Raw genomic sequence first — 15,122 nt, 5'->3', positions numbered from 1 at the left:
CGGCCCATCTTCAATCCGCCGCGCCACGGGGGCGCGGCCGGATTGAACGGGACCCGGATCGCATGTCCTTGCGTCCGTCTTGGCCCGCGCGCGTCCCGCGCGCGGCCTTTGCTTGTCGGGGGCGGTCTGACCGCCCCTTTTTATTGCCCGATTGCCTGGCATTCACCCCCGCTTGCGAACACGGGGCGCCCCGCCATGCAATAGCGGCACAGGCGAATGCCAATCGCCTCGTTTGCCGCCGTTGACCCCGGCAACGCCTCCGCAGCACATTGCACCTCGTCAACGACCAGCGAGCGCGCGATGCCCGACATTTTCAGCACGATCGAAACGCCTTACGCGGACGGCAAGATCCTCAAGCACGCAGCCGATGGCGTCGGTGTGATCACCTTCAACAATCCCGACAAGCGCAACGCGATGTCGCTGGAGATGTGGGAGGGATTTGGCGAGGCGCTGACGGCCTTGCGCGACGACGAGACGGTGCGCGTCGTGATCCTGCGCGGAGCCGGCGGCAAGGCGTTCGTATCAGGAGCCGATATCAGCCAGTTCGAGAAGACGCGCCATAACGCGGCCGCGTCCGAGGAATATGCCAAGCGTAGCGCGGCGCAGCGTGCGCTGCTCGCCGACTATCCCAAACCGACGATTGCCTGCATCGAGGGCTTCTGCCTCGGCGGCGGCATGCAGGTCGCGATGCTCGCCGACATCCGCATCGCCGCACACGGCAGCCAGTTCGGCATTCCCGCGGCCAGGCTCGGCATCGCCTATGGTTATGACGGCTTGAAGCATCTGGTGTCGCTGGTCGGCCCGTCCTGGGCGCGCCTCTTGATGTACACGGGCATGCGGATCGATTCCGCCGAGGCGTTGCGCATCGGTCTCGTCGAGCGCGTGTTCCCGGAGGGCGCGCTCTGGGGCGAGACCATGACGATCGCACAGACCATCTCCGAGAATGCCCCGCTCGCGATCAAGGCCGCCAAGATCACCATCGCGCAGGTGCTGAAGGACGAAAGCCAGCGCGATATGGAGGCGATCAAGGCAGTCGGCCATGCCTGCATGGACAGCGCGGATTTCCGCGAGGGTCGGCAAGCTTTCATGGAGAAGCGCCGACCCAAGTTCCAGGGACGCTGAATCTGAACCTTCATTCAGGAAGATTAAATCCGCGCGCTGCAGCACCCCGATAGCAACCGGTTGATCTGTCGAAAGTTCTCTCGCCACCTACGAGGGAGATTGCGATGAAACTCAAGTTTGCTGTTCTTGGTCTGGCTGCCTTGGGCGGTGTAGCGCTCGCTTCGGGCTCGGCGTTCGCGGCAATGCCGAACGGCATTCCGCAGGCGGATCGAATCGCGAGCGGACTGGCCGCTGACGTCGATCAGGTGCGCTGGGTCTGCAACCCCTGGGGCCGTTGCTTCTGGCGTCCGAACTATTATGGCGCCTACGGCTATTATGGCGGCCCGCGACGCTTCTATGGTCCGCGTCCGTGGGGCTGGGGTCACCGCCATCACCACTGGCGCCGCTGGTAAACGACAAAGGGGCCTGCGGGCCCCTTTTCCTTTGACTACAGCGCCGCCAGCACCGCCTTGGTAATATCCGCCGTCCCGTTGCCGCCGCCGAACTCCATCGGCTTGATGCCGCCGGCATAGACCTGATCCACCGCACGCTCGATCGTCTCGCCAGCCTCCGCCGCGCTCTCGATGCCGTGCTTGTCGGCGAGCCAGTCGAGCATCATCGCCGCCGACAGGATCATGCCGGTGGGATTGGCCTTGCCCTGCCCCATGATATCGGGGGCGGTGCCGTGACAGGGCTGGAACACAGCGTATTTGTCGCCGATATCGGCCGACGGCGCCATGCCGAGGCCGCCGATCAGGCTCGCGGTGATGTCGGAGACGATGTCGCCGAACATATTCTCCATCACCATCACGTCGAAATCCCAGGGCCGCTTGACCAGCATCGCCGAACAGGCATCGACATAGAGCCGGTCGGTCTTCACATCAGGATGCTTCTTCTCGATCTCGTCGAAGATCCCGCGAAAGAACGCAAACGCCTTGAACACATTCGCCTTGTCGACGCAGGTGAGCATTCCCGGTTTGCCGCGCGCCTTGCGCCGCTCGGCCAGGCGAAACGAGAACTCGAACAGGCGTTCCGACGTCTTGCGCGTGATCACCATGGTCTCGCGCGCGTCCTCATGGGTGACGACACCCTTGCCCATCGAGGCGAACAGGCCCTCGGTGGATTCGCGGATCACGACGAGATCGATGCCACGCTGGTCGGCACCGACGATCGGGCTCGGCACACCGGGAATGAGGCGTGCGGGCCGCACGCCGGCATAGAGATCGAAGATGAAACGCAGCTCGATCTGCGGCGCGATCTCGGTATTGTCGGGGTAGCGCACCGACGGCAGACCGCAGGCCCCGAGCAGGATCGCGTCCGCCTGCTCGCAGAGCTTGATGGTCGAGTCGGGCATCGACTTGCCGGTGGCGAGATAATTGTTGGCGCCGGCGGGTGCCTCGGTGAAGCGGAAGCTCAAGCCCGACTTCTTTTCGGTCTTGCGTAGCACCTCGATGGCCGGCGCCATGACTTCGGGACCGATGCCGTCACCGGCGAGCACGGCAATGTGGAAGGCGTTGTTTGCGGACATGGGAAGGCCTCGAGAAAGGAGTTAGCCAAGTCGTCATTGCGAGCGAAGCGAGGCAATCCAGAATCTTTCCGCGGAGACAGTCTGGATTGCTTCGTCGCTTCGCTCCTCGCAATGACGAGGGAGAGAGCTGCGCTTACGGCGTCAACACCGTGCGCCCGACCACCGCGCCCTGCTGCAATTGCAGCAGCGCGTCGTTGGCCTTGGCGAGCGGTGCCGTCGTCACCGGGATCGGCGGCACCTTCTTGGTGCGCACGAGGTCGAGCAATTCCTGCGTTTCGCGCAAGTTTCCGACATAGCTGCCCTGGATCGTCACCGCCTTGATCGGAATCAGCGGCAGCGCCCAGGTCGCGCCGCCGCCGAACAGGCCGACGATGACCAGCTTGCCGCCCTTGGTGAGGCAATCGAAGCCGAGCTGCGTCGTTGCGGCATTGCCGACGAGGTCGATCACGGCACGGATCGGCCCGCCCACCTTCTTCGCAAGCTGCTCCAGCGCATCTGGTGCCTTGGGATCGACGGTGGCGAGCGCGCCGGCCCTCTCCGCCGCCTCGCGCTTTCTGGCGTCGATATCGACCACGATCGCGCCCTTGCCGCCCATCGCCTTCAGGAGCGACAGCGCCATCAGGCCGAGGCCGCCGGCACCGAACATCACGATTGGCGTGTCGAAATGCTGCTCGACTTTCTTCAGCGCGCTGTAGGTGGTGACGCCGGAGCACGCATAGGGCGCGGTCGTCGCGGGATCGAGCCCTCTAAGGTTGAGCAAATAGCGCGGATGGGGCACCAGCATGTGATCGGAATAGCCGCCGTCGCAATAGACGCCGAGCGAACGCGGCGTCAGGCACATGTTCTCGTCACCCGCCAGACACGTCGCGCATTTGCCGCAGCCGATCCAGGGATAGACGAGGCCGACATCGCCAAGCCTAAGATCGCCCTGATCGGTCGGCTTCACGTCGGGGCCGAAGGCGAGGATTTCGCCGACGGTCTCGTGCCCCATGGTCAGCGGCAGATTGATGCCGCGATCCTTCAGCGACAGCGGCTTGCGGCCATGGCCGAGATCGTAACCGCCTTCCCAGATGTGGAGATCGCTGTGGCAGACGCCGGCCGCCTTCACCTTGATCAGTACCTGCGTGCCGGACGGCTGCGGCGTCGCCTCGTCGAACTCCTGCAGCGGCGCCTTGAACTCGGCAACCTTGAAACTCTTCATCGGCGTCCTCCCGGCATGCTTATCGTTGTCGCCACCATGCCATGGGTGGCGTGACGAGACAAACCAGGGTCTGTCTAGTTGACGCTAGCCGATGATGACAAGCCGACGGAACGCAAGGCCGCATTGCTTGCCGCACGACACTCGGCCTTCAGTGTGTCGCCGCCGCCGTTTTGCCAGTCGGAATTGGCGCATCATCGGCGAGGCCGATCTCGTCGCGCAGTGCATCCGTATGCTCGCCGAGCACTGCTATCGTCTTGGCCGGCGTAGTGTCGGCGCCCGACATCCGGAATGGCAGGTTGAGCACCTGAAAGGAGCCACCCTCGTCGCGCACCTCGGAGAGCGCTTGCCGGTGCGCGAGCTGCGGATCGGTCAGCGCCTCGGACACGGTGCGATAGGCCGAAGCCGGCACGCCGGCCGCGCCCAGCGCTGCGAGACACGCATCGGTTGTGAGCCGCCGTGACCAGGTTTCGACGCCGTCCATCATCTCGACCCAGTTCTCGCGGCGCGCGGCATAGGTCGAGAAGCGCGGATCGGAGATCCATTCCGGCCGGCCGATCACGCCCATCAAGCCCTGAAACGTCTTCTCGCTGGCGACCGTGATCATGACATAGCCGCTTGCCGTCTCGGTCGGCCCGAACATGGGACGCGACGTCGGCTTCACCGTGAATTGCGAGGTCTGCAGCTCGGTCAGCGTCAGCGAAAGCATCGTTTCCATCATGGAGACGTCGATGTGCTGGCCTAGTCCTGTCACGGTGCGCTGATAGAGCGCGGACGCGATCGCGCCGAAGCCGTAGGTGCCGCTGACGACGTCGGCGTGGTAGATGCCGCAATAATCGGGGCGGTTGCGGCCGGGCTGGTAAGACAGATGCGCCATGTCGTAGCCGGAGGCCGCGTGAATCACCGGCGCATAGGCCGGCAACTCGGCCGAGGGGCCGGTCTGCCCGTAGCCCGAGATCGAGCAGTAGATCAGCTTCGGGTTGATCTGACGCAGGCTATCGTAGTCGAGCCGCAGCCGCTGCATCACGCCGGGGCGAAAATTCTCGACCAGAATGTCCGATGTAGCCGCCAGCCGGCACACCGCCTCCTTGCCGTCTTCGGACTTGAGATCGAGCACCAGGCTCTTCTTGCCGACATTGAGCTGGCCGAACGCGGTGCTGCAGCCCTGGCGCAGCGGCGGTCGGGTCCGCATCGTCTCACCGCCCTCGGTCTCGATCTTGATGACCTCGGCGCCCATATCGGCGAGCATGCGCGCGCAGTGGGGACCGGCGATGGTGGTCGAAAAATCCAGGACCCGCAGGCCTGCGAAGGCCTTTGTCGTCGTCCCCTCATGCTTATCTGCTAGCTGCATGCCTGCTTACGTCCTTGGGTCTCTTAGGAACTCTCGAAGTTCTCTGTTGTTGACGCGACGACCCTAGAGGGCGGCGGCTGAGTAGGAAAGTCTTTACCGAACCGACGCGTCTTATAGGCGGGCTTGGGAATTCCGGGACAACTGGACCCGTTCTTGCATAGCAGCAAACGGGATCGACAGAGGGCAGCTGTTCTTGAGGGTCTTGTTCGTCACCACAGAGATGGACGACTTCGTTCGCGTCGGCGGACTTGGCGCCGTTTCGGCCGCCCTCCCCCGCGCCCTCCGCTCCTTTGCCGATATCCGGATCATGCTGCCCGGCTATCGCGACATCATCGAGCAACTCACGCATATTCAGATCGTTGGCCGCTGCCCCGCGTTCGCGGAAATGCCGGCCTGCTCGCTCGGCCGGGCCGCGACCAAGGACGGAATGCCGGTCTACGTGCTGCTCTGCTCACAACTCTACGATCGGCCCGGCAACCCCTACGGCGACGAGTCCGGGCGCGACTGGCCGGACAACGACATCCGCTTCGCGCGTCTCGCCTCGGCGGCCGCTGAGCTGGCCATGGGCAAGCTGGACAAGAATTGGGCAGCAGACCTGATCCATGCCAATGACTGGCAGGCCTCGCTCGTGCCGGCCTATCTCGCCTGGCGCGGCTCCAAGCTGCCGTCGATTCTGACCATTCATAACCTCGCCTATCAGGGCCTCTTCCCGAAGGATTCGCTGCGGCGGATCGGCGCACCGGAAAGCTCGTTCCATATCGACGGCGTCGAATTCTACGACCAGATCTCCTTCCTCAAGGCTGGCCTCGTTTACGCCTCGCACCTCACCACCGTCAGCGGCACCTATGCGCGGGAGATCACGACGGCCGAGTTCGGCTGCGGTCTGGAGGGCCTGCTCCGCCTGCGCTCGGACGCCGCCGAGCTCACCGGCATCCTCAACGGCATCGACGAGAGCTGGGACCCGCGCTCCTGCGCCCAGCTCGCCCAGCAATTCGGCGCCGGTGATTGGATCGGCAAGAGGGCCAATGCGGATTATGTCCGCAAGCAGTTCGGGCTTGCGGTCTCGCGTGGCCCGATGTTCGGGATCGTCGCCCGCCTCGTGCACCAGAAGGGCATCGACCTCGTGCTGTCGGCGGCCGACGAGATCGTCGATGCCGGCGGCCAGATCGTGGTCACCGGCTCCGGTGAGCCGGCGCTCGAGCAGGCTTTGATCGACGCGCATCGCCGCCGCCCCGACGCCATCGGCGTGGTGATCGGCTTCAACGAGGCCCAGGCGCGCCGCATCTTTGCAGGCAGCGATTTCACCCTGATGCCATCGCGCTTCGAGCCGTGCGGGCTTAGCCAGATGTACGCCCAGCGCTTCGGCTCGCTGCCGATCGGGCACCAGACCGGCGGCCTCGCCGAGACCATCACCGACGGCGAGACCGGCTTCCTGTTCGCAAAACCCTCGCGCGATTCCTTCCTCGGCGGCGTGCGCCGGGCCTTCTCGGCCTTCGTGGCACAAGACCAGCTCGACACCATGCGCCGCAGCGCCATGGGACGCTCGTTCTCCTGGAGCGTCTCGGCGGGAAGTTACAGCGCGCTGTACAGGAAGCTGGCGTCGGTGTGAGGCTGAGGCTCGTACTCCGTCATTGCGAGCACAGCGAAGCAATCCAGATCGTCTCCGCGGTGACAGTCTGGATTGCTTCGTCGCAAGGGCTCCTCGCAATGACGGTGTTGGAAGAGTGCCCGCCTCACTCTCCGCTCGTGCCCCGGACGCAGCGCAGCGTCTCTTCGACGGTGCGCTGCTGAGCCGGGGCCCATGCCGCCGCGTTTACGTTGTCCGCAACGCTTATGCGTTGCAGCTTGTCCGGGACACGCTGGGAGCGTTCAGCGACGCACATCCATCTGCGGCCGTCCGATCCAGGCCCGATTGAGGCAGCGGGTCATCCAGTCGGGCTGCGGCTCGCCCCGCAGGCGCGCCTGCGCCTCCTGGTAGGGGCCGACATAGCGCAGCCTATTGGGCAATCTTGGATAGACGCGCCTGATCCATCTCAGCGCATGGTCAGCGGATCTGGTGTCCCGCGCATCGAGCTCGAACCCGAAGCCGATGCGCAGGCGTTCCGGCAACATCCTCGCCGTCAGTGCACGATACCAGCGCGGCGGCCGTAACCATGGACGCGGGCCGCCAAGAATCTGCGTGGCGATCTCGCGTGCCGCCGGGCTGACGGTCAGTGTCTCCGACTGCGCCATCGCCGCGGTGTAGGCGCTAAAGCCCGACCAGTCCGCCGGCAGATCATCCGCCGTCAACCCGAACAAGGCACCGAACAGCCGGCTCTCGGTCCAGTAACGCTCGCGCTCCTCCGCCGAGAGAGCTGGCAGGACCAGGTCGTGCGCCATCAGCGCGGACTCCACCAGCGTCGCATGAACCCAACGCAGCGACGGGATGTCGTTGGCACAATAGCGCGAACCTGCCGCAAAGTGGCCGATAGTCTCGGGCATCGCTCCGACGATCATGCTGTGACGCCGGTGCAGCTGGCGCGACGACAGCAATGCCCGGTCGAGCGAGCCGAACACCATGGCAAAGACGATATCGAAGGTGCGATGGAAGCGGCCGATCGGATCGGCAAAGGTGCGGGAATGCTCGGCGATGGCGGCCGCGACCCACGGATGGGCCAGTTGCAGCAACAATGCGCGGCCGGCGCCGAGGAAGATGACGGCCTCCCGGTCGATCCGCCAGGTCAGCGTATCAGGACCGAACACGCCAGCAACCGGTCCTGCCGCATCGGCGCGAACCTGGTCGAGGGTCGATTCCAGATCTTTTTCGGCAACCAATGGCAAGCCTCACGACGAAGATGCCGCGACAATAGCCCAGAATGCGCGCTCGTGACATCGTCACCGCGCAAGACAATCATGCACAAGGCCCTCACTCCGCCGCAATCGGCAGCACGTCCATATGCTCGTGCAGCACCACGCCGGCGAGCGGATCGAATTCGCCGATCCACGGTTTTCGTTCGAGCACAGACCGCGTGTGCGCATAACCGGCGTCCCAGCGCCGCATGATGCCGGACGGGCTGAAATCGATGTCCTTGGTATGGGTCTCGCGGTCGAGCTGCGGCGCCAGCAACCGCACGACATGCATCCGGGTCGGACAGCCGTAGCTGGTCAATTCCCTCACCGCGGGGTCGCGGCGTTCGCTCTCGGACAGGCGCGCGGCGAGCTGGTTGATGACGTGGCGCAGGCGGTGGGCCTGTTGCTGGCGGGCAATCTGGCTCGCGATGCGGCTTGAGTATTGCACGTCCTTGTGCCGGTTCAGCACCTCAGCCATCGTCGTCGGCTCCGCGCCTATCGGATTCCACAGATGCACGGCGAAGATCAGCGAGTTCTTGCGCGGATTATCGTCGAACACAGCCTCCGTCGGCGTGTTGGACAGGATGCCGCCATCCCAATAGAGCTCGCCGTCGATGCGCACCGCCGGAAACGCCGGCGGCAACGCGCCCGAGGCCATGACGTGCTTCACGGTCAGTTCGCCGTCGCGGCTGTCGAAATAGCGCATCTGGCTGCTGCGGACATGTGCCGCGCCGACCGTCAACCGCGGCGAGCAGCGATTGACCAGGCTGAAATCGACCAGCTCGAGCAGCGTCTTCTCCAACGGCGCGGTCGAATAGAAGCCGGCGCGATCGGCACCCAGCGGATACGAATCGCCGGCATGCGCCAACGGATTGGGGCGAAAGAAGCCGGGAATGCCGTTGGTGACGGTCGACCAATAAGCCAGTTTCTCATTGAAACCGGGAAACGCGGTACGCAGATTCCAGACCGGATTCTGCTCCATCCGCTTCCAGAATTCCTTCAAATGCGCCAGCCGCTGGCCGGGCTCGTTGCCCGCGATCAAGCTCGCATTGATGGCGCCGATCGAGGTGCCGATGATCCAGTCCGGCTCGATCCCGGCCTCATGCAGCGCCTGATACACGCCGGCCTGGTAGGACCCGAGCGCGCCGCCGCCCTGGAGCACCAGCACGACCTGACCTGGCAAATTCGTCACCTTGCTCTGCGTGTTGTCCTGCATGCCGTTCATGTCTCGCTCCTGGTGAGCTTGCACCGATCGGATATTGGCGGGTCGCTGCGGCTTGTTGCGCCGACCCATCTCAATGCGCGGTCCAGCCGCCATCAACCGGCAACGCGATGCCGGTGATCGAAGCGGCTGCGTCCGTCGTCAGGAACACCGTCAGCGCGCCGAGATCCTCGACCGTGGCAAAGCGCTTGTTCGGCTGCTGCGCCAGCAGCACGTCGCGGATCACTTGATCGCGGGAAATGCCGTGCGCCTTTGCCTGTCCGTCGATCTGCGCCTCGACCAGCGGCGTGGAAACGTAGCCGGGACAGACTGCGTTGCAGGTGATGCCCTCCTCCGCGGTCTCCAGCGCTGTGACCTTCGTCAGACCGACGATGCCGTGCTTTGCGGCGACATAGGCTGCCTTGAACGGCGACCCGACCAGGCCGTGCGCTGAGGCAATGTTGATGATCCGGCCAAAACCGTTCTGACGCATTGCCGGCAGCGCGAGCCGCGTCGTGTGAAAGGCCGAGGTCAGGTTGATCGCGAGGATCTGGTCCCATTTCTCGACTGGAAACTGATCGAGCGGCGCGACGTGTTGGATACCGGCGTTGTTGACGAGAATGTCGAGCCGGCCCGATTGGGCGATGGTGGCCGCGATCATCTCCGCGATCGATCTCGGCTTGGTCATGTCGGCTGGAGAGTAGCTCGCCTTGACGCCGAACTCGGCAGCGATCTGCTCGCGTGTCCGGCCGATCTCGCCGGCGACGCCAAGGCCGTTCAGTACGATATCGGCGCCGGCTGCGGCCAGGGCACGCGCGATGCCAAGACCGATGCCGCTGGTCGAACCCGTGACAAGCGCGACCTTGCCGGCGAGCGCGCGTGCAGGCTGAGACGTCTGCGGCTTCAGCGGTATGTTCATGGCACGATCTCCGTTGGCGATGGCTGGGCTGCCAGCCTTCGCAGAACCCTGGACGATCGTCGGCCCAAACGGAAATACCGGCTGGCTTCCGAATCCATAGGCGCGCGCTATTGCGGCCGGGATGTCATTCGCCGGCCCGATCGGATAAGGTCCACCATCTTTGCTGGGAGCCGATCCATGGAAATGCACCAGGTCCGCTATTTCCTCGCGGTGGCGCAGTTGCTCAATTTCACGCGCGCGGCGGAGGAGTGCAACGTCACGCAGCCCTCGCTGACGCGCGCGATCAAGCAGCTCGAGGCCGAGCTTGGCGGCGACCTGTTCCGCCGCGAACGGCCGGCGGCGCAACTGACCGAGCTCGGCCAGCGCATGCATCCGCTCCTGAAGCAGTGTTTTGACGCCGCCGCCGGCGCGCGCTCGCTCGCCTCCTCGTTCCGAAGCGGCGAGGTCGGCGCACTGCGCATTGCCTTGACCCATTCGATCGACCTCGCGCTGCTCATCCCGCATCTCAACGAGATCAGGCGGCAGTTCAATCGGCTCGAATTCCGTTTCCTGCGCGGCTCGAACCGGGAGGTCGGCGAGTTCCTCAAGAAGGGAGAAGCCGAGCTCGGCATCGCCGCCGAAATCGACGAGGCCTGGGACCGGCTCGATGTCTGGCCGCTGTTCACCGAGAGCTTCGAGCTCGTCGTCAGCGACGGTCACCGGCTGGCCGGCCGCACCAGCATCGAACTGGACGATTTGCGCTCGGAGCAACTGCTGAGCCGGACTTTCTGCGAGCACGCGCGCCGCATCTCCGCGAGCCTGCGCGAGCACGGCATCGAGCATGGCCACGAGATTTCGAGCGAGCGCGACCTGATCGAGCTCGTCGAGGCCGACATCGGCGTCGCCATGGTGCCGCACACTTCGCCCCTGCCGGAGAAGCTGACGCGCGCTGCCGTCGCCGGGCTGGACGCCCGCCGCACCGTCAGCCTTTACGGCGTGGCCGGCCGGCAGCGTACGGCGGTGGCCAATGCGGTGATGCGGATGCTGCGCGGCGCCGACTGGCGCGAGATCGCAGGGTAGCGGGGACCGACCTCCTCCCTTCTCCCCCTCTTGAGAGAAGGCTGCGACTCAGCTCTCCCGGCTCACGCTCTCCAGCGCCGCGAGCAGGTCATCGATCTCCATGCGCTTGCGGAAATCGGGATCGACGAAGCGGGCTTTGACGATCCCGTCGCGACCGATCACAAACACGGCCGGGATCGGCAGTATCCAGCCGTCATTGCCGTGGAATTTCGCCATGTCCTGATAGGACAACAGGCGCTGGATTTCGGCGCCGAGCCAGATCGCGAGATTGAGCGACAGCGCATAGCCGTTGTCGAGGTCGGTCAGAATTGGAAACGGCGCGCCGGATTCGACCTTGAGCCGCCCAGTGTATTCCTGCGTCTCCGGCATGATTGCGACGACCTGCGCCCCCATGGCCTTGATGCGATCTTGCGCCTGAACCACGGCACGGACATTGAGTCGGCAATAGGGACACCAATGGCCGCGGAAGAACATCACGGCGAGCGGACCACGCTCCAGCAGCGAAGGCAACGTGACGAGGCGGCCGCCCTCGTCCGGCAGCATGAATGGCGGCATCGCATCGCCCGGGCGCGGCGCGGCCTCGCCACCGCCGTTCCCGCCCAGCCTCGCCACCAGGCGATCGACTGCCTCGCCATAGGCCGGAAAGACTGCACGGCTGGCATCGGCGTAGGCGCGGAGCTGTTCGTTCAGGGTGCCGTCCATGTCGCGGCAGCGCTGGAAGGCAAGCCTGAGCTGTTCGGCATCGGCTAGCGTGAGAGATGTCATCTTCTGCTCCGGCATGTCCTGAGGCGAATATTAGTTTCCCGGTTTGGCCGCCCGCAAGGGGCGGCCGCGACGCCAGGCCGGATCAGTTCACGTAGAAATTGCCGGCGATCAAGGTCTTGGACAATTTCGGCATGGGTGCTCCTCCGGATTGACGTGAACGCCCGCCAATCGAGCGCCCTGCCATCGGACGCCGAATGCCGCCAAAGCGGAAATGCCGTTGCCCAATCGGATCGATAGCCGCCGCGCATCAACATAGCGCGGCGCTATCGCATCGAGAGCAAGCCGGCATTTCAGAAGGAAGGCGATCTCGATGAAGCTCCCGTCATAGCCGGCGACCAGCGGGGTTGCGGCCAACACAGGAGACCTCCCCATGTCCAAGTGCCATGCCTTGTCGCGTCTGATCTGGCCAGGCCTTGCCATCGTCGGCGCGCTCACGTTCTCGGCGCAGCCGGTCGTTGCCGGCGAATGCCCGGCCGGCAAGACCAAGCCGAACGCCCAGCAGATGGTCGACCACAAACCCGTCGGCGTTACCGACGTCACGCTCGGAGCGATCGATCTCGGCAAGCAGCCGGCGCATATCGAGGGCCGCGAGCTGCGCTTCCGCAAGCTGACCATCGAGCCCGGCGGCATCGTGCCCTGGCACAGCCATGACGACCGTCCCGCTTTGATCTTCGTGCAACAGGGCGAGATCGTCGAATACGCCTCCAACTGCGTCGATCCGATCGTGCACAAGGCCGGCGACATCCGCCCCGAGGTCTACGGCACTTCGCATTGGTGGAAGAACCTCGGCAAGGAAACCGTCATTCTCTATGTCGGCGACGTCCGCAAGGATCCCAACGACCACCACATGTGATTCGCTGCGGCCATCCTTCGAGACGCCCGCTTTGAGCGGGCTCCTTGGACGAGGCGCGCGCTCGGGCTGACAAAGCGCCAAGTGCGATAGCCCAATGTCATTCCGGGTCGCGAAGCCGCACCCGGAATGACATGAGGCATGAGGGAGCGCAACGACATGACAGACCTTTCTGCGCCAATCAAACCCGCGACGACGATAGAGGCGCACTCGCAGGGTCTCTGGCTGCGATCGCTCGTGATCGGCCTCACCGCGTTCCTGACCGTCGTCGACCTCTTCGCGACGCAGGCGATCCTGCCCTCGCTGACGCGTCATTACGACGTCACACCCGCGGCGATGGGCTTTGCCGTCAATGCCAGCACCTTCGGCATGGCCACGGCCAGCCTCGTCGTCGGCTTTTTCAGCCCGCACATCGACCGCCGGACAGGCATCCTGCTTAGCCTCACGCTGCTCGCAATCCCGACGAGCCTGCTGGCAATCGCGCCAAATCTCGCTGTCTTCACCGCCCTGCGGGTCGCGCAAGGCCTGTGCATGGCATCCGCCTTCGCGCTCACCCTCGCCTATCTCGGCGAGCAATGCAGCGCGATGGACGCCGGCGGCGCCTTCGCCGCCTACATCACCGGAAACGTTGCCAGCAACCTCGTCGGCCGGCTGATCTCGGCGGCTGTCGCCGACGGCCTCGGCCTGGCCTGGAATTTCTATTTCTTCGCGGCCCTCAACCTGGCGGGCGCGGTGCTGGTTTACTTCACGATCAAGCACGTGCCGCCGATGCATGCGATAGCACCGGCGGGATCTCCGCTGGCCGCCACGATCGCGCATTGGCGCAACCCGCGATTGCGCGCGGCCTACGGCATCGGCTTCTGCATTCTATTCGCCTTCATCGGCACCTTCACTTTCGTCAATTTCGTTCTGGTGCGGTCGCCGCTGTCGCTCGGCATGATGGATATCGGCCTCGTCTATCTCGTGTTCCTGCCATCGGTCGTCACGACACTTCTGGCCGGCAAGGTGGCGGCGCGGCTCGGAACGCGGCCCACGATCTGGGGCTCGCTCGCTGTTGCCGGGCTGGGCCTGCCATTAATGCTGACGCCGCATCTGGGCGAGGTGCTCACCGGCATGGTTCTGATCGGCATCGGCACCTTCTTCGCGCAGGCCGCAGCGACGGGCTTCGTCGGACAGGCGGCGGCTGACAACCGCGGCATCGCCAGCGGGACGTATCTCGCCTGTTACTTCTGCGGCGGGCTGGTCGGTACGGCCGTGCTGGGGCGCCTGTTCGACGCCTTTGGATGGCACGCCTGCGTGCTCGGCGTCGGCGTGGCCCTCGGCGTCGCCGCCCTGCTCACCTTCGCCCTGAAGCGCTAGCGTTTGACTGGGGCTTCCTGCGGCGACTCATCGTCGGCGATGGCGCGCAAGGCGGCGCCGTCGAGATCGTCGTATTGGCCGCTCCTTAGCGACCACAGGAAGGCGACGAGACCGGCACCGCCGAGCATCAGCGCCAGTGGAACCAGGATGACCAGGATTTCCATCACACGATCTCCCGCGAGGCGGTGCGCGCGCGCAGCGAATTCAGCATGACCAGGATCGAGGATCCGCTCATGGCCGCAGCCGCGATCAGGGGTGTCACCACGCCGCTGATCGCAACCGGTACGGCGAGAACGTTGTAGCCGATCGCGAGCCAGAGGTTCTGCCGCATCAAATGCAGCGCCTTGCGGGAGGCGTCGATGGCAGCAACCACCGGCGCGAGCGGCCGGCCGAGGAAGACGAGATCGGCCGTGGCCTGGCTGAGATGCGCAGCCGAGATCGGCGACATCGAGACATGGGCTGCCGCGAGCGAGGGCGCGTCGTTCATGCCGTCGCCGACCATCAGCACTTTTGCGCCGCGCCGCTTCAATTCCTCGATCCGCGCGATCTTGTCAGCCGGCGTGACGCCGGCGCGCCATTCGGGAATGTCGAGCGCATGGGCCGCCGCCATCACGGCCGGCTCGCGATCGCCGGAGAGAATCTCGATGCCGATATTGCGCGCCTTCAGTGCCGCGATCACAGTCTGCGCATCCGGACGCAGGCCCTGGCGGACCGAGAGGATGAAGCTTTCGCTGCCCTTGCTGAAAGCGACGATGGAGGCTTCGGGATCGACCAGGGCGCGGCCGACCAGTGCCTCCGCGCCGCAGAAAGAAGGTCGGCCAAGACGAAGCTCGACGCCGTCCACGGTCGCGCGGACGCCCTGCCCGGGCTCTTCGACCGCACCGACAACAGGGGACCTGGCGCCGGCCGCTTGTGCGATGGCGGCGGCGACCGGATGATGGCTCGAGAGCGCGAGCCGGCTG

15 protein-coding genes are annotated in these 15,122 nt (G+C 65.1%); 6 read left to right on the top strand and 9 right to left on the bottom strand.

From position 1 onward, the window contains the following. The first annotated feature begins 300 nt into the window (after positions 1–300). Positions 301–1,122 carry an enoyl-CoA hydratase gene (locus tag IVA79_RS35720; RefSeq protein ID WP_247561912.1) on the top strand — a complete coding sequence of 274 codons (822 nt, stop codon included), beginning with the start codon at positions 301–303 and terminating at the stop codon, positions 1,120–1,122. A 104-nt stretch (positions 1,123–1,226) separates the two neighbouring features. Then, positions 1,227–1,514 (top strand): hypothetical protein, encoded by a 288-nt coding sequence (locus IVA79_RS35715; RefSeq protein ID WP_247561896.1) that lies wholly within the window; start codon positions 1,227–1,229, stop codon positions 1,512–1,514. A gap of 35 nt (positions 1,515–1,549) precedes the next feature. On the opposite strand, the gene IVA79_RS35710 is transcribed toward IVA79_RS35715, so the two are convergent. The 3 genes from IVA79_RS35710 to IVA79_RS35700 form a co-directional block, all read right to left on the bottom strand. Continuing rightward, positions 1,550–2,629, bottom strand: coding sequence for an isocitrate/isopropylmalate dehydrogenase family protein (locus IVA79_RS35710; RefSeq protein WP_247561890.1), 1,080 nt, complete (start codon positions 2,627–2,629; stop codon positions 1,550–1,552). Positions 2,630–2,762: 133 nt separating this feature from the next. After that, positions 2,763–3,830 (bottom strand): alcohol dehydrogenase, encoded by a 1,068-nt coding sequence (locus IVA79_RS35705; RefSeq protein ID WP_247561889.1) that lies wholly within the window; start codon positions 3,828–3,830, stop codon positions 2,763–2,765. A 148-nt stretch (positions 3,831–3,978) separates the two neighbouring features. Continuing rightward, positions 3,979–5,178, bottom strand: a complete 1,200-nt coding sequence (locus IVA79_RS35700; RefSeq protein ID WP_247561887.1) for a CoA transferase — start codon at positions 5,176–5,178, stop codon at positions 3,979–3,981. Positions 5,179–5,371: 193 nt separating this feature from the next. On the opposite strand from IVA79_RS35700, the gene glgA reads away from it, so the two are divergent. Then, positions 5,372–6,787, top strand: coding sequence for a glycogen synthase GlgA (glgA, locus tag IVA79_RS35695; RefSeq protein WP_247561886.1), 1,416 nt, complete (start codon positions 5,372–5,374; stop codon positions 6,785–6,787). 260 nt (positions 6,788–7,047) lie between these two features. Here glgA and IVA79_RS35690 read toward each other — a convergent pair whose 3' ends face one another. From IVA79_RS35690 to IVA79_RS35680, 3 genes are all read right to left on the bottom strand, one after another. Next, positions 7,048–7,992 (bottom strand): oxygenase MpaB family protein, encoded by a 945-nt coding sequence (locus IVA79_RS35690; RefSeq protein WP_247561884.1) that lies wholly within the window; start codon positions 7,990–7,992, stop codon positions 7,048–7,050. A gap of 91 nt (positions 7,993–8,083) precedes the next feature. After that, on the bottom strand, positions 8,084–9,232 hold the full coding sequence (locus IVA79_RS35685; RefSeq protein ID WP_247561883.1) for a patatin-like phospholipase family protein: 1,149 nt from the start codon (positions 9,230–9,232) through the stop codon (positions 8,084–8,086). Between the two features lie 70 nt (positions 9,233–9,302). Further along, complete coding sequence (locus IVA79_RS35680) at positions 9,303–10,127, bottom strand: 3-hydroxybutyrate dehydrogenase (protein ID WP_247561881.1); 825 nt, start codon at positions 10,125–10,127, stop codon at positions 9,303–9,305. A gap of 177 nt (positions 10,128–10,304) precedes the next feature. On the opposite strand from IVA79_RS35680, the gene IVA79_RS35675 reads away from it, so the two are divergent. Beyond that, positions 10,305–11,186: a LysR family transcriptional regulator gene (locus IVA79_RS35675; RefSeq protein WP_247561880.1), complete on the top strand. Its 882-nt coding sequence runs from the start codon at positions 10,305–10,307 to the stop codon at positions 11,184–11,186. A 48-nt stretch (positions 11,187–11,234) separates the two neighbouring features. On the opposite strand, the gene IVA79_RS35670 is transcribed toward IVA79_RS35675, so the two are convergent. Beyond that, positions 11,235–11,951, bottom strand: a complete 717-nt coding sequence (locus tag IVA79_RS35670; protein WP_247561878.1) for a peroxiredoxin-like family protein — start codon at positions 11,949–11,951, stop codon at positions 11,235–11,237. Positions 11,952–12,321: 370 nt separating this feature from the next. Between IVA79_RS35670 and IVA79_RS35665 the strand changes: the two genes are divergently transcribed. Both IVA79_RS35665 and IVA79_RS35660 read left to right on the top strand, forming a co-directional pair. After that, positions 12,322–12,804: a cupin domain-containing protein gene (locus tag IVA79_RS35665; RefSeq protein ID WP_247561877.1), complete on the top strand. Its 483-nt coding sequence runs from the start codon at positions 12,322–12,324 to the stop codon at positions 12,802–12,804. Positions 12,805–12,960: 156 nt separating this feature from the next. Continuing rightward, positions 12,961–14,160, top strand: coding sequence for an MFS transporter (locus IVA79_RS35660; protein WP_247561876.1), 1,200 nt, complete (start codon positions 12,961–12,963; stop codon positions 14,158–14,160). On the opposite strand, the gene ccoS is transcribed toward IVA79_RS35660, so the two are convergent. Then, positions 14,157–14,324, bottom strand: a complete 168-nt coding sequence (ccoS, locus tag IVA79_RS35655; RefSeq protein ID WP_247561875.1) for a cbb3-type cytochrome oxidase assembly protein CcoS — start codon at positions 14,322–14,324, stop codon at positions 14,157–14,159. The two genes, IVA79_RS35660 and ccoS, sit on opposite strands and share 4 nt — an antisense overlap. Beyond that, on the bottom strand, positions 14,324–15,122 hold a 799-nt coding region (locus IVA79_RS35650; RefSeq protein ID WP_247561874.1), incomplete at its 5' end, for an HAD-IC family P-type ATPase. The genes ccoS and IVA79_RS35650, both read right to left, overlap by 1 nt.

It is taken from the genome of Bradyrhizobium sp. 138 (assembly GCF_023074075.1).
Lineage (GTDB): Bacteria > Pseudomonadota > Alphaproteobacteria > Rhizobiales > Xanthobacteraceae > Bradyrhizobium.
Note: the sequence above shows the minus strand (reverse complement) of the source record. Positions and strands in the feature narration are given on the sequence as shown.

Coding starts and splice junctions, on each gene's coding strand:
- ccoS (WP_247561875.1), bottom strand. CDS start 14,324: ATGGAAATCCTGGTCATCCTGGTTCCACTGGCGCTGATGCTCGGCGGT.
- IVA79_RS35665 (WP_247561877.1), top strand. CDS start 12,322: ATGTCCAAGTGCCATGCCTTGTCGCGTCTGATCTGGCCAGGCCTTGCC.
- IVA79_RS35685 (WP_247561883.1), bottom strand. CDS start 9,232: ATGAACGGCATGCAGGACAACACGCAGAGCAAGGTGACGAATTTGCCA.
- IVA79_RS35710 (WP_247561890.1), bottom strand. CDS start 2,629: ATGTCCGCAAACAACGCCTTCCACATTGCCGTGCTCGCCGGTGACGGC.
- IVA79_RS35675 (WP_247561880.1), top strand. CDS start 10,305: ATGGAAATGCACCAGGTCCGCTATTTCCTCGCGGTGGCGCAGTTGCTC.
- IVA79_RS35680 (WP_247561881.1), bottom strand. CDS start 10,127: ATGAACATACCGCTGAAGCCGCAGACGTCTCAGCCTGCACGCGCGCTC.
- IVA79_RS35670 (WP_247561878.1), bottom strand. CDS start 11,951: ATGACATCTCTCACGCTAGCCGATGCCGAACAGCTCAGGCTTGCCTTC.
- IVA79_RS35720 (WP_247561912.1), top strand. CDS start 301: ATGCCCGACATTTTCAGCACGATCGAAACGCCTTACGCGGACGGCAAG.
- IVA79_RS35715 (WP_247561896.1), top strand. CDS start 1,227: ATGAAACTCAAGTTTGCTGTTCTTGGTCTGGCTGCCTTGGGCGGTGTA.
- IVA79_RS35700 (WP_247561887.1), bottom strand. CDS start 5,178: ATGCAGCTAGCAGATAAGCATGAGGGGACGACGACAAAGGCCTTCGCA.
- IVA79_RS35705 (WP_247561889.1), bottom strand. CDS start 3,830: ATGAAGAGTTTCAAGGTTGCCGAGTTCAAGGCGCCGCTGCAGGAGTTC.
- IVA79_RS35660 (WP_247561876.1), top strand. CDS start 12,961: ATGACAGACCTTTCTGCGCCAATCAAACCCGCGACGACGATAGAGGCG.